16 protein-coding genes are annotated in these 21,191 nt (G+C 70.7%); 3 read left to right on the top strand and 13 right to left on the bottom strand.

The features are described 5' to 3' along the window. Nucleotides 1-64 precede the first annotated feature (64 nt). From ABT001_RS13380 to ABT001_RS13370, 3 genes are all read right to left on the bottom strand, one after another. The gene (locus ABT001_RS13380) at nt 65-304 is read right to left on the bottom strand and encodes an RNA-binding protein (RefSeq protein ID WP_014048589.1); all 240 of its coding nucleotides are present in this window, start codon (nt 302-304) and stop codon (nt 65-67) included. A gap of 2 nt (nt 305-306) precedes the next feature. Then, the gene (gene rpsP / locus ABT001_RS13375; protein WP_351276189.1) at nt 307-747 is read right to left on the bottom strand and encodes a 30S ribosomal protein S16; all 441 of its coding nucleotides are present in this window, start codon (nt 745-747) and stop codon (nt 307-309) included. A gap of 155 nt (nt 748-902) precedes the next feature. Then, nucleotides 903-1,496, bottom strand: coding sequence for a hypothetical protein (locus ABT001_RS13370; protein ID WP_096626346.1), 594 nt, complete (start codon nt 1,494-1,496; stop codon nt 903-905). Between the two features lie 518 nt (nt 1,497-2,014). Between ABT001_RS13370 and ABT001_RS13365 the strand changes: the two genes are divergently transcribed. Then, nucleotides 2,015-2,881 carry a methyltransferase domain-containing protein gene (locus tag ABT001_RS13365; protein WP_351276187.1) on the top strand — a complete coding sequence of 289 codons (867 nt, stop codon included), beginning with the start codon at nt 2,015-2,017 and terminating at the stop codon, nt 2,879-2,881. Between the two features lie 53 nt (nt 2,882-2,934). Here ABT001_RS13365 and ffh read toward each other — a convergent pair whose 3' ends face one another. The 5 genes from ffh to nsdA form a co-directional block, all read right to left on the bottom strand. Continuing rightward, a complete protein-coding gene (gene ffh, locus ABT001_RS13360; RefSeq protein WP_351276185.1) occupies nt 2,935-4,482 on the bottom strand; it encodes a signal recognition particle protein in 1,548 nt (515 codons plus the stop codon). A gap of 121 nt (nt 4,483-4,603) precedes the next feature. Next, nucleotides 4,604-7,054 carry a [protein-PII] uridylyltransferase gene (locus ABT001_RS13355; protein WP_351276183.1) on the bottom strand — a complete coding sequence of 817 codons (2,451 nt, stop codon included), beginning with the start codon at nt 7,052-7,054 and terminating at the stop codon, nt 4,604-4,606. A 32-nt stretch (nt 7,055-7,086) separates the two neighbouring features. After that, the gene (locus ABT001_RS13350; RefSeq protein WP_014048583.1) at nt 7,087-7,425 is read right to left on the bottom strand and encodes a P-II family nitrogen regulator; all 339 of its coding nucleotides are present in this window, start codon (nt 7,423-7,425) and stop codon (nt 7,087-7,089) included. After that, entirely contained in the window at nt 7,422-8,774 is a 1,353-nt protein-coding gene (locus ABT001_RS13345; RefSeq protein ID WP_351276180.1) for an ammonium transporter, read from the bottom strand. The genes ABT001_RS13350 and ABT001_RS13345 overlap by 4 nt, the downstream gene beginning before the upstream one ends. A gap of 338 nt (nt 8,775-9,112) precedes the next feature. Then, the gene (nsdA, locus tag ABT001_RS13340; protein WP_351276178.1) at nt 9,113-10,588 is read right to left on the bottom strand and encodes a transcriptional repressor NsdA; all 1,476 of its coding nucleotides are present in this window, start codon (nt 10,586-10,588) and stop codon (nt 9,113-9,115) included. Nucleotides 10,589-10,990: 402 nt separating this feature from the next. Between nsdA and ABT001_RS13335 the strand changes: the two genes are divergently transcribed. Beyond that, nucleotides 10,991-11,638, top strand: a complete 648-nt coding sequence (locus ABT001_RS13335) for a bifunctional DNA primase/polymerase (protein WP_351276176.1) — start codon at nt 10,991-10,993, stop codon at nt 11,636-11,638. 65 nt (nt 11,639-11,703) lie between these two features. Here ABT001_RS13335 and ftsY read toward each other — a convergent pair whose 3' ends face one another. Continuing rightward, complete coding sequence (ftsY, locus tag ABT001_RS13330) at nt 11,704-12,909, bottom strand: signal recognition particle-docking protein FtsY (protein ID WP_351276174.1); 1,206 nt, start codon at nt 12,907-12,909, stop codon at nt 11,704-11,706. A 110-nt stretch (nt 12,910-13,019) separates the two neighbouring features. On the opposite strand from ftsY, the gene ABT001_RS13325 reads away from it, so the two are divergent. Next, complete coding sequence (locus tag ABT001_RS13325; protein ID WP_351276172.1) at nt 13,020-14,411, top strand: purine-cytosine permease family protein; 1,392 nt, start codon at nt 13,020-13,022, stop codon at nt 14,409-14,411. 95 nt (nt 14,412-14,506) lie between these two features. Here the strand turns inward: ABT001_RS13325 and ABT001_RS13320 are convergent, their stop codons facing one another. The 4 genes from ABT001_RS13320 to ABT001_RS13305 form a co-directional block, all read right to left on the bottom strand. Then, nucleotides 14,507-15,925, bottom strand: coding sequence for a sugar porter family MFS transporter (locus ABT001_RS13320; protein WP_351276170.1), 1,419 nt, complete (start codon nt 15,923-15,925; stop codon nt 14,507-14,509). A 255-nt stretch (nt 15,926-16,180) separates the two neighbouring features. Next, nucleotides 16,181-19,864, bottom strand: coding sequence for an AAA family ATPase (locus ABT001_RS13315; RefSeq protein ID WP_351276168.1), 3,684 nt, complete (start codon nt 19,862-19,864; stop codon nt 16,181-16,183). Nucleotides 19,865-20,183: 319 nt separating this feature from the next. Next, nucleotides 20,184-20,396: a hypothetical protein gene (locus ABT001_RS13310; RefSeq protein WP_033304037.1), complete on the bottom strand. Its 213-nt coding sequence runs from the start codon at nt 20,394-20,396 to the stop codon at nt 20,184-20,186. Nucleotides 20,397-20,833: 437 nt separating this feature from the next. Beyond that, on the bottom strand, nt 20,834-21,115 hold the full coding sequence (locus ABT001_RS13305; RefSeq protein ID WP_351276166.1) for an acylphosphatase: 282 nt from the start codon (nt 21,113-21,115) through the stop codon (nt 20,834-20,836). Between the last annotated feature and the right edge of the window lie 76 nt (nt 21,116-21,191).

Below are 21,191 nucleotides of genomic sequence, written 5' to 3'. Positions count from 1 at the left end.
GTACGGACGACAAAGGCCGGGGACGGCTCGAAAGCCCTCCCCGGCCCCGGCCGGTGTTCAACTCTTAGCGAACCTGATCCACATCGACGAGGTCGACGCGGATTCCACGGCCGCCGATGGCACCCACGACGGTACGCAGGGCGCGCGCGGTGCGGCCGTTACGGCCGATCACCTTGCCGAGGTCTTCGGGGTGAACCCGGACCTCGAGCACGCGTCCACGGCGCAGGTCACGCGAGGCGACCTGCACATCGTCGGGGTTGTCGACGATGCCCTTCACGAGGTGCTCAAGAGCCTCCTCGAGCACGCTCAGGCCTCGGTCGACTCGGTGGACGCGGCAGCGTCAGCCGCCTCGTCCGCCTTCTTGTCCGACTTCTTGGCCTTCTGGGTGATGGCCTCACCCTTGGCCTCGTCGCCGTCCGCGGTCAGGGCCTCGAACAGGGCGCGCTTGTCAGCCTTGGGCTCCGGCTGCAGCAGCGGCGCGGGGGCCGGGAGGCCCTTGTGGGCCTGCCAGTCACCGGTGAGCTTGAGGATCGCGAGGACCGGCTCGGTCGGCTGGGCGCCGACGGAAAGCCAGTACTGCGCGCGCTCTGCGTTGACCTCGATGCGCGAGGGGTTCTGCACCGGGTGGTACAGGCCGATCTCCTCGATGGCCCGGCCGTCACGGCGGGTACGGGAGTCGGCGACGACGATGCGGTAGTGAGGCGAACGGATCTTGCCCAGACGCTTCAGCTTGATCTTGACTGCCACGGAAGTGGTGTCTCCTGGTCTCTGACGTGGGTGGGCACAAAAGATGCCACGTGGGGTTGCGGTACTCGGGTGCCCGACGGACGCGTCAGCCGGAGGAGAGAGGGGTCCTATGCGACTGTCGAGTACAGCTAGCCATTGTGCCACACGCCGTCGGGTCACCCCACCGCGACCGCCGCTTCCGGGATGCGGAAGGGCTTTCCGCAGCCGCCGCAGACGATCGGGGCCTGGGCGAGCACCGAGGGCACGACGCGGACGTTGCGCCCGCAGTCGCACACGGCCTTGACCCGCACGCCTCCCCCGGACGAGCCGTGCCGCGCGGCGGGACCGCGGAACGAGCGCTTGGTGTCCGCCGCGGTGGCGACGGTGTGCGCCTTGAGCGCACGCTGCAGCCGTTCCGTGGTGGGGCGGTACCGGCGTTTGGCCTCGGGATTCAGCGTCACCAGCGAGAATCCGCTGCTGGGGTGGGGCTCCTCGGCATGGTCGAGGCCCAGCTCCTCGGCGATCGCGAGGAAGCGTCTGTTGTGGTAGCGGCCGGCGCGGGAGGTGTCCCGGACACCCCTCGCGGCCGCGATGCCGTGGACTGCCTCATGGAGCAGTCGTTCGAAGGAGAGCTCGGCGCCACAGGCGGACGAGGACTCTCCGATCAGGGACTCTGGCGCGGCAAGATCGGGCAGCTCGGGGTGGTGCCGCTGAATGTCGGCCCACGCCTGTGCCAGCTCTGCGGCAAGTACAGGTGGTGTCGTGCTCACGTCGTGACAACGAGCCTGAGTGCTCCGGTGTTCCTATTCCGGGGCATCCCAAATAATTTGCACGTACCAGTCAGTTGCCCTTGATGCGTCCGGACGAGGGCGGGTGCGCAGATCAGCGGAGAAGTCTCACAGCTCGCACCAAGGTGGTACGTAGCAACGCGTACGCACCGGTGTGGACGGGTGCCCCACGGGCGACATTACCCGGCACGGAGCGACGGCCGCGCACCGGTCGCGACCCGGCCCGGGGCGCTCGACGTGCTGCGCCCCGCGTGTCGGGTAAGACTGTGAGGAAGCGAGCGGCAGGCGTGCTGTTCCCGGCGCCCGCACCGGTGTCGGCGCGCCCGGGGGCGCACGACCGGAGCACGCGAGCGATGCCGTCCCACCCCGTCCGGCCTCTGGACGGAACCGCCGATGCGGAGTTCTCTGACATACGAGGGCTGTGGGCGCACACACAGCACATGGACATGGGGGACCTCACTCGGGCACGACCGACCTCACGGCGGATTGGGGCGCATTCCATGACACCTACGCTCGTCCGGCACCACAGGTACGCGGATGCGTCCGCCCCGGTGGACGCCGGTTCCCGTGCCCGTGACTGGGCCGAGATCCAGGAGCGCATGCTGGCACCGCTCTACGAGGCGGTGTACGAACGCCTCGAAGTCGGGGCCGGTACGCGGATGCTCTCCCTCGGCTGCGGTTCCGGGCTCGCGCTGTTGATCGCGGCCTCCCGTGGGGCGCGCGTCACAGGCGTCGACACCGACCGTGAACGGCTCGCCCTGGCCCGCGAGCGTCTCGCGTCCGATCCGGGGCCGGAGGCGGTCCCGGGACGTGCGGATCCGAGGGCGAGGCTCGTCGACAGCGTGCAGGCGGCCGCCCCGGACGGAGGGGCCCCGTACAACCTGCTGACCGCCTTCCAGCCGATCGGCTGCACGGCAGGTGACTCCGAGGGACTCGCGCCCGCGCTGGCCTCCGCCGTCCCGCTGGCCGTGCGGGGAGCCACGGTGGTGCTGGCCGGCTGGGGACCGCCGGAGCGCTGTGCCACGGCTCCGGTGCTGCGGGTCGCCGCCCGGCTCACCGAGTCGGCGCGCACCCCGCGCTCCGGCAGCGGCTGGCGGCCGGCGCTGCGGGACGACCTGGAGGAGGTCGCCGCGCGGGCCGGACTCAGGCCGGACGGCTCGGGCCGGGTGTCCTGCCCGTTCGGGTACGCGGACGTGGACAGCGCGGTCCGCGGCCTGCTGTCGACCGGGCTGTTCGACACGGCGATACGGGCGACGGACCGTTCCCAGGTGGAGAAGGAGGTCGCGGAGGCCCTGCATCCGCACCTGCGGCCCGACGGCACGGTGTGGATGCCGAACGTCTTCCGCTATCTGGTGTGCGTGTCGTAGGCGGAGGGGCGCCCCGCGGTGCGGGGCGCCCCTCCGTCCGTGCTCCTGGCCGGTCAGCCCATGAACTTCTTGAACTCGTCCGGCAGTTCGAAGTTCTTGTCCTCCTGGGCCGGCAGACCGAACGCGCCCCCCTGCGCCGCCTGCTCACGGCGGGCGGCCTCGGCCTGCTCCTCGGCCTTGCGCTTCATCGGGTTGCCGCTCTTGCGCTTGCCCTTGGCCTGCTTGACCTGCTTCTTCTGACGGCCGGCGCCGCCGCCCGTGCCGGGCATCCCCGGCATCCCGGGCATGCCGCCTCCCTGGGCCATCTTCGACATCATCTTGCGCGCCTCGAAGAACCGCTCCACGAGGTTCTTCACCGCGGAGACCTCGACACCGGAACCCTTGGCGATGCGGGCCCGGCGAGAGCCGTTGATGAGCGTCGGCTCGGCGCGTTCCTTCGGGGTCATCGACTTGATGATGGCGGCCGTGCGGTCGACGTCGCGCTCGTCGATGTTGCTGATCTGGTCCTTGATCTGCCCCATGCCGGGCAGCATCCCGAGCAGCTTGGAGATGGAGCCCATCTTCCTGACCTGCTCCATCTGCGCCAGGAAGTCGTCGAGCGTGAAGTCCTTGCCCTTGCTCGACGCCAGCTTGGAGGCCATTTTGGCGGCCTCTTCCTGGCTGAACGTCTTCTCCGCCTGCTCGATCAGGGTGAGCAGGTCACCCATGTCGAGGATGCGGGAGGCCATGCGGTCGGGGTGGAAGGCGTCGAAGTCCTCGAGCTTCTCACCGTTCGACGCGAACATGATCTGCTTGCCCGTGACATGGGCGACCGACAGGGCCGCACCACCGCGGGCGTCGCCGTCGAGCTTGGAGAGCACCACGCCGTCGAAGCCGACGCCGTCGCGGAAGGCCTCGGCGGTGTTGACCGCGTCCTGGCCGATCATCGCGTCGACGACGAAGAGGATCTCGTCGGGGCTGACGGCGTCGCGGATGTCCGCGGCCTGGCGCATCAGCTCCTCGTCGATACCGAGGCGGCCGGCGGTGTCGACGATGACGATGTCGTGGACCTTGGAACGGGCGAACTCGATGGAGTCCTCGGCGACCTTGACCGGGTCGCCCACGCCGTTGCCCGGCTCCGGGGCGTAGACCGCGACACCGGCGCGGTCGGCGACGACGCTCAGCTGGTTCACGGCGTTGGGGCGCTGGAGGTCACAGGCGACGAGCAGCGGGGAGTGGCCCTGGGCCTTGAGCCAGAGACCGAGCTTCCCGGCGAGGGTGGTCTTACCGGCACCCTGCAGACCCGCGAGCATGATCACGGTGGGCGGGTTCTTGGCGAACCGGAGCCGCCGGGTCTCGCCGCCGAGGATGCCGACGAGCTCCTCGTTGACGATCTTGACCACTTGCTGAGCGGGGTTCAGTGCCTGGGAGACCTCGACACCGCGCGCCCGCTCCTTGACGTTGGCGATGAACGCACGGACGACGGGGAGCGCGACATCGGCCTCGAGCAGGGCGATACGGATCTCGCGAGCCGTGGCGTCGATGTCCGCCTCGGACAAGCGGCCCTTGCCCCTGAGGTTTTTGAAAGTCGCGCTAAGGCGGTCGGAGAGAGTATCGAACACGGCGCTCGTCGGTCCTCAGGGTCGGGGGCGGGGCAGGTCAGTCGCCCTCCAGGGTATCCGGACCCCGGAGAACGCGAAGCCCTCGCCCGTTTCTCGTGACGAACGGGCCTGGGCCGGCAGGTCAGCCGAGCTCCTTCTCGACCTCCCCGGCGACCTGAGCGGCGCGTTCGGGGAGCAGTGGTTCACCGGCGCCGTCCGTGACGTAGAAGGCATCCACCGCGTTGGCTCCCAGCGTCGAGACGTGGGCGCTGCGCACCCGCACCTCGCTCTGCTCCAGGGCCCGGCCGATCCGGTGCAGCAGCCCCGGGGCGTCCTGGGCTCGGACCTCGAGCACCGTGGCGAGGCGGGAGCCCGCCGCCGCGACGGTCACCGTGGGAGGCGGGGCCTTGACCCCGCGCCGTCGTGGATAGGCCGCCTCGCGTTCGGCGAGCCTGGCCCGGATGTCCAGCGAACCGTCCAGGGCGCGTACGAGGTCTGCCCGCAGCCGGGCTGCCTGCGGGAGGGAGCCGTATTCGGCCGCCACCCGCCAGCTGAGGACCAGCAGATCCGCCGATTCGCCCATCTCGGTGGGGAGTTCGACGGCGCGCAGGTCGGCGGCGCGCACGGTGAGGCGGTGCAGGGCGAGAACCCCTGCCGCCGCGGGCAGGACGCCGGGGCGGTCGGGCACCGCGATGAGGAGCTCGACGCCCACGGGTTCGGGTGCTCCGTCCTCGGAGCCCGGTTCGGACCTCGTGCGCAGGGAGAGGACGGGCTCGCCGGTCCGCAGGGCCTCGACGGCGAGGCGTTCCTGCTCGGCGCTCGGGCCCAGCGGCTCCGGCACGGGGGGTTCCTCGCCCGCCAGGAGTGCGGCGACGCGTCCGACCAGATCGGTGACGAGGGAGGCCCGCCAGGAGCTCCAGGCGGCGGGGCCGGTGGCCAGCGCGTCGGCCTCGGTGAGCGCGTGCAGCAGTTCCAGCGTGGAGGCGCTGCCCACGGCCGTGGCGACGGAGCGGACGGTCGCGGGGTCGTCGAGGTCGCGCCGGGTGGCGGTGTCGACGAGCAGCAGATGGTGGCGTACGAGTGTGGCGACAACGCCCACGTCCTGCTGGTCGAAGCCGATGCGGGTGGCCATGTCGCGGGCGATGACCTCGCCGGCGACGGAGTGGTCCCCGGGCCAGCCCTTGCCGATGTCGTGGAGCAGGGCGGCGGTCAGGAGGAGGTCGGGCCGGCCGACGCGGCGGGTGAGGTGGGAGGCGCGTACGGCTGTCTCGACGAGGTGCCGGTCGACGGTCCAGGTGTGGACGGGGTTGCGCTGGGGCCGGCAGTGGACCCGTTCCCAGTCGGGCAGCAGCCGGGTGATGATGCCTTCCGCCTCCAGGGCCTCCCAGACGCCGACGGTGGCTTCGCCGGCACCGAGCAGGGTGACGAGTTCCTCGCGGGCCTGGGCGGGCCACGGCACGGGCAGCGGCTGGGCCGCGGTCCTCAGGTGGCGTACGAGGTGGCGGGAGAGCGGCAGCCCGGCCTCGGCCGCCGCGGCGGCGGCCCGGAGGGTGAGCACGGGGTCCCGTTCGGGGCGGGCGGTGCGCGCGAGGACCACTTCGCCGTCGGCCTCGACGACGCCCTCGGCGAGCGGGGTCCGTTCCGGCGCGGCCTTGGCGCCGCCGAGGATCGCACGCAGCCGGGGTCGTACGGAGCGGGCCCGCAGGACACGGTTGACCTCGCGCCAGGTGACGTCGGTGGCGTACGAGACGGTGCGGGCGGCCTCGTACACCTGGCGCAGCAGGACGTCGGCGTCGAGGAGGCCGAGGGCGGTGGCGACCTGGTCCTGTTCCTGCAGGGCGAGGCGGTCGGTGGCCCGTCCGGTGGTGAGGTGGAGGGCGTCGCGGGCGTCGAGGAGCGTACGGCGGGCTTCCGCCAGCCCTTCGCGGGGGGCGTCGGCGACCCAGGAAGCGGCGACGGCGCGCAGCGCGGTCACGTCCCGGAGGCCGCCGCGGGCCTCCTTGAGATCGGGTTCGAGGAGGAACTGGAGCTCGCCCATGCGTTCGGCCCGCTCGCGGCACAGTTCGTCGAGGGCCGGGAGGCGTTTGGGGGCCTGGTTGCGCCAGTCGGCGAGGATCCCGGTGCGCAGCCCGGAGACGAGGCCGAGGTCCCCTGCGACGGGGCGCGCGTCGAGCAGTCCGAGCTGGACCTTGAGGTCCTCCCTCGCGGCTCTGTTCGCTTCGCCGGGGGTGCGCACGGAGTGGTCGAGGGCGAGGCCGAGGTCCCAGACGGGGTACCAGATCCCGTCGGCGAGGGCGGCGACGGCTCCGGCGTCGGCGGTGCCGTCGTGCAGGAGCATGAGGTCGAGGTCGCTGCGCGGGGAGAGCTCGCCCCGCCCGTATCCGCCGACGGCGACGAGTGCGGCGCCGCGGACGCCCGCCCGCTCGGCGGCGGCGGTGAACAGCCCGGTGAGCCAGTCGTCGGTGAGCCCGGCGAGCGCGGCACGGCGCGGCGGCCCGGACCGCGTCTCCTCATGGAGGAGGCGCAGTCGGGCCGCCGCGTAGCCGCTGGGTCCCGAGTCCTCGGATTCGGTGGTCACTTCGGTGCTCGTCACCCAGCTGCCTTTCCGTTCACAGGGACCGTCGGTCAGAGGGCGTCCGGGCCGCGTTCGCCGGTCCGGACGCGGATCGCGGTCTCGACCGGGACGCTCCAGACCTTGCCGTCGCCGATCTTGCCGGTCCGGGCCGCCTTGACGACCACGTCGATGAGCTGTTCGGCGTCCTCGTCCTCGACGAGGACCTCGATGCGGATCTTCGGGACGAGGTCGACGGTGTACTCCGCGCCGCGGTAGACCTCGGTGTGTCCGCGCTGACGCCCGTATCCGCTGGCCTCCGTGACCGTGAGGCCCTGGACGCCGAAGGCCTGGAGGGCCTCCTTGATCTCGTCCAGCCGGTGCGGCTTCACGACTGCGGTGATGAGCTTCATGCGTCCACCTTCTTGTTCGTCGGGGCTGCCGGGGTGCCGGGGGCCGGAGCCGTGGTGCGCGAGGCGGAGCCGCCGCCGGCGCCGCTGAAGTCGTACGCCGTCTCGGCGTGCTCGACCTGGTCGATGCCGGAGACCTCGTCGTCCTCGCTGACCCGCATCCCGATCGTCCTGTCCAGGACGAGGGCCAGGAGCCCGGAGACGATCAGGGAGTAGGCGAGGACCGCGAAGACACCGACGGCCTGCTTGCCGAGCTGGTCGAGCCCGCCTCCGTAGAAGAGGCCCTTGGCGTCGGACTGCACGCCACCGGTGGCGAAGAATCCGACGAGGAGGGAGCCGAGGATACCGCCGACGAGGTGGACGCCGACGACGTCCAGGGAGTCGTCGTAACCGAACTTGTACTTGAGGCCGACGGCCATGGCGCACAGGACACCGGAGATGATCCCGATCGCGATGGCGCCGAGCGGGCTGACCGCTCCGCCTGCGGGGGTGATCGCGACGAGACCCGCGACGGCGCCCGACGCGGCGCCCAGGGTGGTGAAGGAGCCGTGGCGGATCTTCTCGTAGGCGAGCCAGCCGAGGACCGCCGCACCCGTGGCGACCTGTGTGTTGACGAACATGACGGCACCGACACCGTCGTCGTTGCCGAGCCACGAACCGGCGTTGAAACCGAACCAGCCGAACCACAGGAGTGCGGCGCCGAGCATGACGAGCGGCAGGCTGTGCGGCCGCATCGGGTCCTTCTTGAAGCCGACCCGCTTGCCGATGACGAGGATCACGCCGAAGGCCGCGGCACCCGCGTTGATGTGGACGGCCGTACCACCGGCGAAGTCGATGACGCCCATCTCGAAGAGCCAGCCGCCGGCGCCCCAGACCCAGTGCGCGACCGGGAAGTAGACCACGGTGACCCACAGGGTGATGAACAGGGCCCAGGAGGTGAACTTGACGCGGTCGGCGAGGGCTCCGCTGATGAGGGCCGGGGTGAGCACGGCGAACATCAGCTGGAACACGGCGAAGACGTATACCGGGATGGTGTAGCCGTCCCAGAGCTCGGTGACGCCGATCCCGCTGAGGCCGACGAAGTCGGAACTCCAGCCGATGACGGAGCCGACGTCGGTGCCGAAGGCGAGGCTGAATCCGTAGAGCACCCAGAGGACCGTGACGATCCCGAGGCTGATGAAGCTCATCATCAGCATGTTCAGGGTGCTCTTGACGCGGACCATGCCTCCGTAGAAGAAGGCCAGGCCCGGGGTCATGAGCATCACCATCGCGGAGCAGATGAGCATGAACCCTGTGTTGGCGGCAGACAGCTCGGGGGCGTCTGCGGCAAGCGTCGTGATGCCTGGGGGCATCGGCGTCTCCTCGTCGTCGGTGCGGCCACGTGCGGGGGTGCGGGACCACGTGAAAAGGTGCGGGCCGGTTATGCGCCATGAGATTCGCGCAGCGCGGTTTCCACGGATGCCGCACGGTGTTTCACCGCAGTGACGAAGGAGCTCCGCGTGTTACGTACCGATGAACCGGGGGTGTCCGACCCGGTTCGCTGCCTACCATGCTGCCTGCACCGCATACGGTGCGGTGGGAACGCCCGGAGACGTGAACCGGCCACGACGGCGACCCGTTGACCTGGCGATGGGGGAGCCGAGTCGGATGCTTCGGGGCGGCCGTCGTGGCCGGTGGCGGGTGGGCCCGGTCAGACCGCTTCGGCGGTCTCCGGGAGCTGCTCTGCGAGCAGGTCGGTGAGCCGGGCGACTTCGGGGACGTCCCCGAAGTTCCTGGCAGCGGTGTCGACGGTCTTGCGGAGCCTGGTGTTGACGCGCTCCGACCTGACCTTCTTGGCGACCGCGAGGGCGGTGGTGGCGAGGACGGTCGACTCCTCCGGCTCGCGCTTGAGGAGATGCACGGTGGCCATGCCGATCAGATTGAGCGCGTAGGACCGGTGGTGCTCGTCGTCCTCGCCGAAGAGCTGGACCGCACGGGCCATGACGGGCTCGGCAAGCGAGGCGTAGGTGGGGCTTCGGCCGGCGACATAAGCCAGGTCGCGGTAGGAGTGGGCGTTCTCGCCGTGCAGTTCGGCGTCGGAGAAGAACCGGATCCAGTCGGGCTCCGGCTCGTCGTCGAAGGCGGCGTCGGCGAAGGTGTCCTCCGCCATCCGGACCGCTCGCTTGCACTTGCTCGGCTGGCCCATGTTGGCGTAGGCGCGCGCCTCCATCGCATACAGCATGGACTGGGTCCGCGCGGTGGCGCAGTCGCGGCTGCCGTACTGGGCGAGGTGGATGAGTTCGAGTGCGTCGTCGGGCCGGCCGAGGTGGATCATCTGGCGGCTCATGCTGGAGAGGATGTACGAACCCAGTGGCTTGTCGCCGGCCTCCTTGGAGGCGTGCAGCGCGAGCACGAAGTACTTCTGGGCGGTGGGCTGGAGACCCACGTCGTAGCTCATCCAGCCCGCGAGCTCGGCCAGTTCGGCGGCGCAGCGGAACAGACGCCTGGCGGTGGCCTCCGGCTGCGGTTCCTGGAGCAGGTCGGTGACCTCGTGGAGCTGACCGACGACGGCCTTGCGGCGCAGGCCGCCGCCGCACTGGGCGTCCCACTGCCGGAACATCGCCGTGGTGGACTCCAGCAGGTCCAGCTCGGGCCCCGAGAGCCGCGCGGGCCGGTTCTCCGCCGTGGGCAGCTCCTGTTCCGGCTGTCCCGGGCGGGCGGCGGGCACCAGCCAGCGCTGCATCGGCTCGATGAGGGTGGGGCCGGCGGCCAGGGCGAGGGAACTGCCGAGGAATCCGCGCCGGGCCAGCATGAGGTCGCTGCGGGAGAACTCGCTGAGCAGCGCGACGGTCTGCGGTCCCGCCCAGGGAAGGTCGACCCCCGACACCGAGGGTGCCTGGTGAGCGGTGCGCAGTCCGAGTTCCTCGACGGAGACGACGGTGCCGAAGCGCTCGGAGAAGAGCTCGGAGAGGATGCGCGGGATCGGTTCGCGGGGCTGTTCACCGTCGAGCCAGCGGCGCACCCGGGAGGTGTCGGTGCTGATGTGGTGGGCACCCAGCTGGCGTGCCCGACGGTTCACCTGGCGGGCGAGCTCACCCTTCGACCAGCCGCTGCGCACGAACCACGACCCCAACTGCCCGTTGGGGCGCTTCCCGGCATTCGCCTCGCCTGCGCCGCTGCCACTCACTGGAACGCCCCCATCCCGCCGAAACCTGTCGCGCGAACCTCTATCAGAATGCCGCGCCCCGGCGCTGCCCGTACGGGCGTTGCCCATGATCGAACAGGCGAGCGGATTGCCCGAGGCATAGTCAACTGCAGATGCAATTGCAGATTCGAGCACCCACGGTAATCCTACGATCACCGCTCCTGTGAGGGACGTTGCGGAATCGCCACCATTCGCCACCCCTTCGGATGAACCCGTTCGACGCGGTCCGCGCTTCACTTGACTGGCCGTGATCGGCCGCGAGCGGAGTGAGGCATTCAGGGGCGCACAGCGCGCACCCCTACGACACCACCCCGTGCGCCGCCGGACCGCGGTGCGCGGACTCCGGGTCGTAACCACCGGTGAGTCGGACCCGTTGGAGGGGGCATGGGCTTCACGATCGGCGGCATCCGGGAGATGCGGTCCGGCACTCGGCGCCGGCGGCGTTCGGCCGGGGCGACCGAGGTTGCCGAGTACACAGGACTCCGGGGCTGGGCTGTGACCCCGGGCGCGCGCGCCGCGGCGGGCGTCTGCTCATGCGGCGACTCCGCGTGCGCGGCCCCCGGCGCGCATCCGCTGGACTTCGCCCGCGAGGTGCCACCGGGTGCCACGCCCGGCATGGCCGCCGAGGCCTGGGCCGAGGTGCCGGGTGCCTCGATGCTGCTGCCGGTCGGCCGGACCTTCGACGTGCTCGATGTGGCCGAGGCCGCGGGGCGGCGTGCGCTGGTGCGCATGGAGCGGATGGGGCTGCCGCTGGGCCCGGTGGCGGTGACGCCGACCGGGCGTACGCAGTTCTTCGTCGCCCCCGGGGCCGCGGCGGGCCTGCCCGGGCTGCTCTACCGCATGGGCTGGGACGACGCGGATCTCGATCTGCGGGCCCTGGGCCCCGGCACGTACGTCACCGCTCCCCCGTCGGATCTCGCCGGCCTCGGACCGGTCCGCTGGCTGCGTCCGCCGGCACCGGACACGGCGGCCGACCTCCCGCAGGCCCGGCTGCTGCTGGGCACCCTCGCCTACATATGCCACCGCTGCTGAACGCCGAAGGGCGGTGAACCCCTCCTCGGGTCCACCGCCCTTCACGCGTCCACGGGGTACGTGGGTCAGTCGCCGATCAGCGCGTCGACGAAGGCACCCGGCTCGAACGGCGCCAGGTCGTCCGGCCCCTCGCCGAGGCCGATGAGCTTCACGGGGACGCCCAGCTCACGCTGGACGGCGATGACGATGCCGCCCTTGGCCGTGCCGTCCAGCTTGGTGAGGACGATGCCGGTGATGTCGACCACCTCGGCGAAGACGCGCGCCTGGACGAGGCCGTTCTGTCCGGTGGTGGCGTCGAGGACGAGGAGGATCTCGTCGAGCGGACCGTGCTTCTCGACGACCCGCTTGACCTTTCCGAGCTCGTCCATCAGACCGGTCTTGGTGTGCAGGCGGCCCGCGGTGTCGATCAGCACCACGTCGGCGCCCTCGGCGATGCCCTCCTTCACCGCGTCGAAGGCGATCGACGCGGGGTCGCCGCCCTCAGGACCGCGCACCGTGCGGGCGCCCACGCGCTCACCCCAGGTCTGGAGCTGGTCGGCGGCGGCGGCACGGAAGGTGTCCGCGGCACCGAGCACGACGCTGCGGCCGTCGGCGACGAGCACCCGGGCGAGCTTGCCCGTCGTGGTCGTCTTGCCCGTGCCGTTGACCCCGACGACCATCACGACGCCGGGCGTCGCTTCGCCGCCCTCCGTCTTCACCGCACGGTCGAGATCGGGGCCGAGCAGGGCGACGAGCTCCTCGCGCAGCAGGGTGCGCAGCTCCTCCGGCGTACGGGTGCCGAGGACGCGGACCCGCTCACGGAGCCGCTCCACCAGTTCCTGGGTGGGAGCGACGCCGACGTCGGCGGTGAGGAGGGTGTCCTCGATCTCCTCCCAGGTGTCCTCGTCGAGGTTGTCGCGGGACAGGAGCGCCAGCAGCCCCTTGCCCAGGGAGTTCTGCGAACGGGCGAGCCGGGCACGGAGCCGCACCAGTCGGCCGGCGGTGGGTTCGGGGACTTCGAGCTCGGGGGCTTCCGGCTCGATGACGACCGGGGTCTCCTCGACGGGAGTCCCGGCGCCGGGAAGACCGACCTCCTCGGTGGGGCGCCGCGCTTCGTCGCGCGGCGTCTCGGCTTCCTCGCCGGCACGGGGCTCGGCGGGAGGAGTGATGGTCGGCGTGCTCGACGGCGCCGAGGGCGGCAGCTGCTTCTTCTTGCGGCTGCTGACCACGAGCCCGCTGATCAGGCCGACCGCGACCAGGGCGATGACTACAGCAAGGATGACGATTTCCATAACGCGTCCAGTATCGGCCACGACCGTGGTCCGGCGCGGTTCCGTAGGACCAGGGGCGCCGGGCGTGGAGACGGTATGCCACGTTTGGGGGTAAAGGTACGCTGCTGCCCGTGGAGAACCGCGGCTTGGATCCCGTGCCCGACGAGGAGCGCACCGGCCGGGTCCGCGCGCTTCTCCCCACCTGGGCGACGGCCAACATGACGGTGCTGCTGCTGACCGTGGGCGCCGGGCTGACCGTCTTCAACGGGTTGGGTTTCTGGCAGGTGCTGGTCGTGGCGGTCACGGCCCCCACGCTCTCGTTCGGGCTGGTCGGCCTCGTGTCGATCGCGGGCAAGCGGGGTGGCGCGCCCGGCATGGCACTGTCCAGGGCGGTTTTCGGACAGCGCGGCAATCTCTTCCCCGGCGCGCTGCTGTGGGTGGCCCGCTGGGGCTGGGAGACCGTGAACGCGGTCACCGGTTCGTACGCCTCACTGGCGGTGCTCGCTCTGTTGTTCGGGGTGTGGGACACCCACACCCTGGCCCTGGTGACCCTGACCGCCTTCGTCGCGGCGAGCTTCCTGGTGTCCGGGCTCGGTATCAGGGCCCTGCGGATCTGCTCCCGGGTCTCCGCCTCGCTCTTCGGGGGCGTCAGTCTCCTCGTCCTGGTCCACGTGATCGGTTCGGCCCCGTGGCACACCGTCCTGGACCGGCCCCCGGGTCCGTCCGCATCGATGGTCGCGGGGATCGGGGCCCTGGCCGCCGGTGGCATCAGCTGGGTCCCCTCGGCGCCGGACTTCGCCCGCTACCTGCCTCGCTCCGCGTCCGGCCGGGCGATGGTCGGTGCGACCGTGGGCGGGGCACTGGTCACGGCTACGCCGATGGTTCTGGTGGGCGCGGTGATGGCCGTGAGCTCGCCGCACCTGGCGGTCGCGGAGGACCCGGTGGCGTTCATCGGCGAGCTGCTCCCGCGGTGGATCTCGGTGCCGTACCTCCTGACGGCCGTCGTCGGGATGGTGCTGATCAACGCGATGTCGATGTACTCCGCCGGATTCACGGCGCAGACGCTCGGGTTCGCGGTGCCCCGCACCTGGGCCGTGGGGGTGAACGCGGTGATCAGCCTGCTGCTGGGCGGCCTTCTGATGCTGGTGGCGACGAGTTTCATCGACACCTTCCTCTCGTTCCTCACCCTGCTCGGCGTGACCTTCTCCGCCTGGATCGGGGTCTTCGGCGTGGATCTGCTGAGAGGCCGTACGTACGACTCGGCGGCCCTCATGGACACCACACCCGGCAGCGGCTACTGGTACACCGCCGGATACAGCCGACAGGCCATGGCGGCCTGGGGGGCGGCACTCGTGGCGGGGCTGCTGTGCACCGACGTGGGGTGGTTCACCGGGCCGCTCGCCGCTTCCTGGGTCGGACATCACGGGCTGGGCTGGGCTCTCACGATGCTGGTCGCCGCGGGTGTGTACGCGGCGCTGCCGCGGCCGGCGGCCGGGCGGGGCGGCGGACCGGCCGGGTTCTGACGTCCGGCGGGCGGGAGGCCCGGCCGCGCGGAACGCTGCCCCGGGCCGGCATGGGCCGGACCGGGGCAGCGGGTCGAGGAGAGGGGCAGCGGGGATCAGCCCATCTCCTCCAGCGCCTTGCCCTTGGTCTCCTTCACGAACTTGAGCACGAAGGGGATCGAGAGCACGGCGAAGCAGGTGTAGATGATGTACGTGGCCGACAGGTTCCAGTCGGCCAGGCTCGGGAAGCTGGCGGTGATCGCCCAGTTGGCGATCCACTGCGCCGAGGCGGCGACTCCGAGTGCGGCGGCGCGGATCCGGTTGGGGAACATCTCGCCGAGGAAGACCCAGACCACGACGCCCCACGACAGGGCGAAGAAGAGCACGAAGACATGGGCCGCGATCAGGGCCACGACGCCCTGGGTGTTGGGCAGTTTGCCGTCGACCAGGTCCGCGGAGAAGGCCCACGCCTCGAACGCCAGCGCGATGGCCATGCCGGTGGATCCGATGAGCGCGAGCGGCCTCCGGCCGACCCGGTCCACCAGGATCATGGCGATCACGGTGCCGATGATGTTGATGATCGACGTGGTGAACGAGTAGAAGAACGAGCCGGACGGGTCGATCCCGACGGACTGCCACAGGGTCGACGAGTAGTAGAACGCCACGTTGATGCCGACCAGCTGCTGGAAGACCGACAGGCCGATACCGACCCAGACGATCGGCAGGAAGCCGAAGCGGCTCCCGAGCAGGTCGCTGAACTTCGACTTGTGCTCACGGCGCATGGCCGTCTCGATCTCGTCCACGCGCGCGTCGAGGTCGACGCTCTTGCCCTCGACCTCTTCGAGGATCTTCCGGGCCCGGTCCTTCTTGCCGACGGAGATCAGGAAGCGCGGCGACTCGGGGATGGCGAAGGACAGCAGTCCGTACAGGATCGCCGGGACGACCATCACTCCGAGCATCCACTGCCAGGCCTCGAAGCCGCCGATCTTGCCGCGCTGGTCACCGTCGGCGAGCTGCAGGATGCCGTAGTTGACGAGCTGGGAGATGGCGATGCCGATGACGATGGCGGCCTGCTGGAAGGAGCCGAGGCGGCCGCGGTAGGCGGGCGGTGAGACCTCGGCGATGTAGGCCGGGCCGATGACCGATGCCATACCGATCGCGAAGCCGCCGATGACCCTCCACAGGGCGAGGTCCCAGAGGGCGAACGGCAGCGCCGATCCGACGGCGCTGATCGTGAAGAGCACGGCGGCGATCTGCATGCAGCGGATGCGGCCGATCCGGTCCGCGATGCGTCCCGCCGTGGCCGCGCCGATGGCACAGCCGATCAGGGCGATGGCGATGACCTGGGCCAGGGTCCCCGACCCGATGTCGTAACGGTGCCGGATGGCCTCGACCGCACCGTTGATCACGGAGCTGTCGTAGCCGAACAGGAAGCCGCCCATCGCTGCGGCTGCGGTGATGAAGATGACATGGCCGAGATGGTCCGGATGGGCCTCCCGGGCTCCGGACTCCGGTCCGCGCGCTGTGCTGGTCACATGAACTCCTGGTACCTGGCCGCAACGTCAGGTGTGGGGGGGTGAGCCCTCCTAGTGGCGCACAACTTCCGACTGACCACCACTTGAAGGTAAAAACAACATTGCCGAGGTTATGCGTTCAAGTTTCGAAGTCAAGATGGCGACTCGATCCCGGAAGCCCCTCACAAGTACCCAGGAACACCCAAAAGGTGCGTTGAAGTGTTGAAGATTAGGTAAAGAGAGTGTGACTGCCCGTCAGCCGGTGCGGAGGAGGGCTCAGCGAAGCCGCTGACTGATCACCTTCGAGACCCCGTCGCCCTGCATCGACACGCCGTAGAGCGCGTCGGCGACCTCCATGGTCCGCTTCTGGTGCGTGATCACGATGAGCTGGGAGCTCTCCTGCAGCTCCACCATGATCCGGATCAGGCGCTGCAGATTGGTGTCGTCCAGCGCGGCCTCGACCTCGTCCATGACATAGAACGGACTTGGCCGGGCCTTGAAGATGGAGACCAGCAGGGCAACGGCCGTAAGGGATCTCTCACCGCCGGACAGCAGCGAGAGCCGCTTCACCTTCTTCCCCGGCGGACGTGCCTCGACGTCGAGACCGGTCGTCAGCATGTTGTCCGGGTCGGTGAGCACGAGGCGGCCCTCACCACCCGGGAAGAGCCGGGAGAACACCCCCTCGAACTCGCGCGCCGTGTCCCGGAAGGCCTCCGTGAAGACCTGCTCGACCCGCACGTCGACCTCCTTGATCACCTGCATCAGGTCGGCCCGGGTCTTCTTCAGGTCTTCGAGCTGCTCGGAGAGGAACTTGTGCCGTTCCTCCAGGGCCGAGAACTCCTCGAGGGCGAGCGGATTCACCTTCCCGAGTTGCTGATAGGCCCGTTCGGCCGCCTTCAGCCGCTTCTCCTGCTCGGCCCTGACGAAGGGCTTCGGCTGGTTACGCGGATGCTCCGGTTCCGCCGGGAGCTCCTCCCCCTCGGCAGCGGGGGACGGCGGCACCAGCTGCTCCGGCCCGTACTCGGCGGCCAGACCGGCCGGCTCGACGCCGAACTCCTCCAAGGCCTTGGCCTCCACCTGCTCCATGCGCAGCCGCTTCTCCGCCCCGAGCACCTCGCCCCGGTGCACCGAGTCGGTGAGCCGGTCCAGCTCACTCTTCAGGTCACGGCTCCGGCCTCGCTCGGCCGCCAGGTCCCGCTCACGCTCGGCCTTCGCGGCCTCGGCCCTGGTCCGTTCGTCCTCCGCCCGTACGACCGAGACCTCTACGTGGGCGAGCAGCTGCCGGGCGCCGGACGCCACGGCCGCGGCCACAGCCGCCTCGTGACGCAGCCGGGCGCGGCGCTGCTCGGCGCGGGTGCGCGCCTCGCGCTCGGCGCGGGCCCCCCGGTCGAGGGCGTCGGCCCGCCCGGCGAGCGCCTTGACCCGTTCCTCATGGGTACGGGCCTGGAGGCGGGCCTCCATCTCGGTCTGGCGCGCGTTGGCGCCGTCGGCGGCGAGCCTGTCCCGTACGGAGGTGTCCGGCTCTTCCTCGACCGGGGTCTCCTCGGCGACCAGCAGCCGTTCCGCCAGTTCCTCGGCCTCCTCGGTGGCCCGCTCCAGCGCCTCCTGCGCCCGGGCTGCGGAGGCGGTCGTCCGCTCGGCCTCCCCAGCCGCGCCGCGGGCCTGCCCGGCCAGCCGGCCGAGCTGCTGCGCCACCCCGGACCTCTCCCGCTCGCCGGCCCGGCGGCGCTCCCCCAGCTCCTCCACCCGGGCGGCGCACTCGGCGCGCCCGGCGGCAGCGGCCCGCTGGGCGGAGCCGAGTGCCTCGCAGCGGACGGCCAGCTCGGCCAGTTCGGCGGCGGCCTCGTCCACGGATGCCTGGACCTCCAGCAGGCTGGGCGCACCGGCGGACCCGCCGTGCGCGAAGTGGGTGCCCAGCACATCGCCCTCGGCGGTGACGGCGGTCAGCCCGGGGTGGGCTGCGACCAGCGCCTCGGCGTCCTCCAGGGTGCCCACGACGACCATGTCGCGCACCAGCCGCCGTACGGCCGTCAGCAGTTCGGCCGGCCCCCGCAGCAGGGCGGCGACCGGGGGCGCGGCGCACTCTCCGGTGGGGGCGGGACCCGCGCCGGAGCCACCGGTGGCCGTGACCGCCGTCAGGCTGTGGTCCGCCTCGGACACCTGCGCCGGGAGCTGACCGGCACCGACGGGCTCAGGCAGCTGTCCGGCGGCCTGGCCCTGCGCGGGGACCTGTCCGGCCCGTGTCCCACCTGGTACCAGCGCCGCGCGTCCCGCGTCCCGCTTACGCAGCAGACGGATGGCGTCCGCCGCGGTGGTCGGGTCGGTCACCGCGACGGCGTCGGCGGCCACACCCAGTGCGGCGGCCACCGCCACCTCGTGCCCCGGGGCCACCGTGATCAGCTCCGCGACCGGTCCGAGCAGCCCGGAGAGCCGGTCCCCCGCGCCGAGCAGCACCCCGGTGCCGTCCTTGCGCCGCAACCCCAGGGACAGTGCTTCGTGCCGGGCGGACACGGCCGCGCGGCTGCGCTCCGCCGCGGTGACCGCCTCGCGCGCCGCGCTCAGAGCCGCCTCCGCCCCGGCGAGCTCCTGCGCCGCGGCCTCGTACTGCTCCGTGAGCTCCGCCTCGCCCGCGTCCAGGCCTTCGACCTCGGCCCTGAGCTGCTCGTACTCCTCCTGGGCCGTGACCGCCCGGTCCCGCGCCTCGTCCCGCGAAGCGGCCAGCCGGTCGATCTCGGCCTGTGCCGAACCCGCCCGGCCGCGCGCGGCGTTGACCTGCCCGTGCAGCCGGGCGAGTCCTTCGCGCCGGTCCGCGATGGTCCGGGCCGCGTCCCGGAGCCTGCGCTCCTCGGAGGCCAAGTCCCGCTCCAGGTCGGCCCGGTGTGCGGTGGTGTCCTCCAGGGCGTGTTCCGCCGCTTCGAGCGCCGCCGCCAGCTCGGCCTCCTGCTCGCGGATCCGGGCGGCCTCACGCTCCATGTCCTCGGGGTCCCGCCCGCGCCGCTCCTCGTCCGGCGTGGCGGTCGCGCTCTTCACCCGGGCGTCGGCGAGCGAGATCGTGCCGCGCACGCGCTCGGCCAGTTGCGAGAGTTCGTACCAGGTCTGCTGGGCCCGCTGCAGTCGTGGCGCCAGCCGGCGTACCTCGTCCTCCAGATCCGCCTCGCGGGATAGTGCCGCCTTGAGCTCGGCCTCCGCCCCCTCCCTGCGCCGCTTGAGGGCGGCCTCGTCGGCGATCTCACCTCGCAGCGCCTCCCGCAGCCGCACCAGGTCGTCGGCGAGGAGCCGCAGCCTGGCGTCCCGCAGGTCGGCCTGGATCACAGCGGCGCGACGTGCCACGGCGGCCTGCCGCCCCAGCGGTTTGAGCTGGCGCCGCAGCTCGTCGGTGAGGTCCTGGACCCGGGCGAGGTTGGCGCCCATCGCCTCCAGTTTCCGTAGCGCCTTTTCCTTGCGCTTACGGTGCTTGAGCACACCCGCTGCCTCTTCGATGAAGGCGCGGCGCCCCATGGGGTCGGCGTGCAGGACCGAGTCCAGCCGGCCCTGGCCGACGATCACGTGCATCTCGCGGCCGATACCGGAGTCCGAGAGGAGTTCCTGGATGTCGAGCAGCCGACAGGTGTCGCCATTGATCTGGTATTCACTGCCGCCGTTGCGGAACATGATCCGGGTGATCGTCACTTCGGCGTACTCGATGGGGAGCGCGCCATCGGAATTGTCGATGGTTAGCGACACTTCCGCACGGCCGAGCGGTGGCCTTCCCGTGGTGCCGGCGAAGATCACGTCCTCCATCTTGCCGCCGCGCAGGGATTTGGCCCCCTGCTCGCCCATGACCCAGGAAAGCGCGTCCACCACATTGGATTTGCCCGAACCGTTGGGACCGACGACGCAAGTGATCCCCGGTTCGAACCGCAGGGTCGTGGCGGAGGCGAACGATTTGAAACCACGGAGGGTCAGGGCCTTGAGGTGCACGCCGCCGGACTCTACCTTTCACTCTCGGTTTCGCTGATGAAGGTGCAGGGCACATCAGACGGTAAGCGAAGAGCGATAGGCCGGGGGGCTGTCAGGGGCGGTTCAGGGGGAAAGAAAGAAGGGACGCCGGAGCGTCCCTGGTAAATCCTGCACGGTGCTGCCGTGCAGTCATCCGAACACAGTCTTACGCAACGGATCGCGAACGGACCGGATCGCAAGCAACCCGCAGTGTTCCGGACGACGATCCGTGACGAAGACTTCGGTGGTTGATCCCGAGCGGCTGGCGTCCGGCCCGACCGGCCCCGGCAGGGCCTTGGGGTCAGGTCAGCGCGGGCTCCGCCTGGGGTACGTCGATGTCGATGCTGTCGAGCAGCGACTCCTGGTGCTGAGCGGCGGCGTTGAGCGCGTCGTTCTCGTCCTGGATCCGTACGAGCTCGGATTCCAGGTCCTGGACGCGCTTCTGAAGCCGTCGCATCTCGGCGAGGAGTCGCGGATCGGAACCGCCGACGTAACCGAGAAGCGCCTTTGCCATGATGAAAGGTCCTCCACACTGAGTGACCGACCGATGCGGTGTGGGTCGTGAGGGAATCGCACCCGCGGTGCTCGACAGTGCTCTGTATCCACTGCTGTTCTGCTGTCACCAGCTCTGCCGAACAGCTAAGGTGCGCGGGGTTTTCAGCGTCTCACCAAAAAGTTTGACGGTCAACACGATCACAGGCCACGAGGCCGGGTGTCCCGGGGGTGCGCGGCCTGCGGATCATGCGGCGCGACTCTCCTGCGGGTCCCGAGGTGCGTGGGGATCTTCGTCAATCCCGCAGCCTGGCACGGCACGGGCTTCTTGGCAACCATGCCCGTGCGCCGGCTTCTTCCGCAGGTCATTTCGGGTGCGGGCTCTCCCCCGCACTCCTGGTAACCGCTCGCCGCGCCTCACTCACCCCCACGGATCCGCTCCGCTTTCCCTCCCCGCCGTCAGCGGATCACGAATCCCTCATACCCTCCCCGAGGCGTGTCCCAGATCTCAGTGACGCCGTCCACGCGACCGGGCGTGTCGGCCGATCCGAGCCAGTCGAGCAGGCGGTGGCAATTCTCACGCGGCCCCTCGGCGACCACTTGCACCCGCCCGTCGTCGAGATTGAGGGCGAAGCCGGTGATGTTTCCGATCTCCAAGGCATGCGCCCTGGTGAACCAGCGGAACCCTACTTGCTGTACCCGTCCGCGTACCCATACGACGAGTCGTGCATCTTCGTTCATGCCCGAACGCTAACGGTCCAATTGCACAAGGAGCACGCCACCCCAATCAGCCATGGCGTAAGGTCCCCATCGCAAT

This window comes from Streptomyces sp. NPDC002793 (assembly GCF_040295485.1).
In the GTDB taxonomy this organism is placed as follows: domain Bacteria; phylum Actinomycetota; class Actinomycetes; order Streptomycetales; family Streptomycetaceae; genus Streptomyces.
The sequence above is the reverse complement of the archived record's forward strand: the minus strand, read 5'-3'. Positions and strand labels throughout refer to the sequence as shown.

What these genes read in the sequence shown, in the direction of transcription:
- ABT001_RS13365 (WP_351276187.1), top strand. Translation starts at nt 2,015, where the DNA reads ATGACACCTACGCTCGTCCGGCACCACAGGTACGCGGATGCGTCCGCC.
- ABT001_RS13350 (WP_014048583.1), bottom strand. Translation starts at nt 7,425, where the DNA reads ATGAAGCTCATCACCGCAGTCGTGAAGCCGCACCGGCTGGACGAGATC.
- ABT001_RS13345 (WP_351276180.1), bottom strand. Translation starts at nt 8,774, where the DNA reads ATGCCCCCAGGCATCACGACGCTTGCCGCAGACGCCCCCGAGCTGTCT.
- ABT001_RS13335 (WP_351276176.1), top strand. Translation starts at nt 10,991, where the DNA reads ATGGGCTTCACGATCGGCGGCATCCGGGAGATGCGGTCCGGCACTCGG.
- ftsY (WP_351276174.1), bottom strand. Translation starts at nt 12,909, where the DNA reads ATGGAAATCGTCATCCTTGCTGTAGTCATCGCCCTGGTCGCGGTCGGC.
- ABT001_RS13310 (WP_033304037.1), bottom strand. Translation starts at nt 20,396, where the DNA reads ATGGCAAAGGCGCTTCTCGGTTACGTCGGCGGTTCCGATCCGCGACTC.
- ABT001_RS13305 (WP_351276166.1), bottom strand. Translation starts at nt 21,115, where the DNA reads ATGAACGAAGATGCACGACTCGTCGTATGGGTACGCGGACGGGTACAG.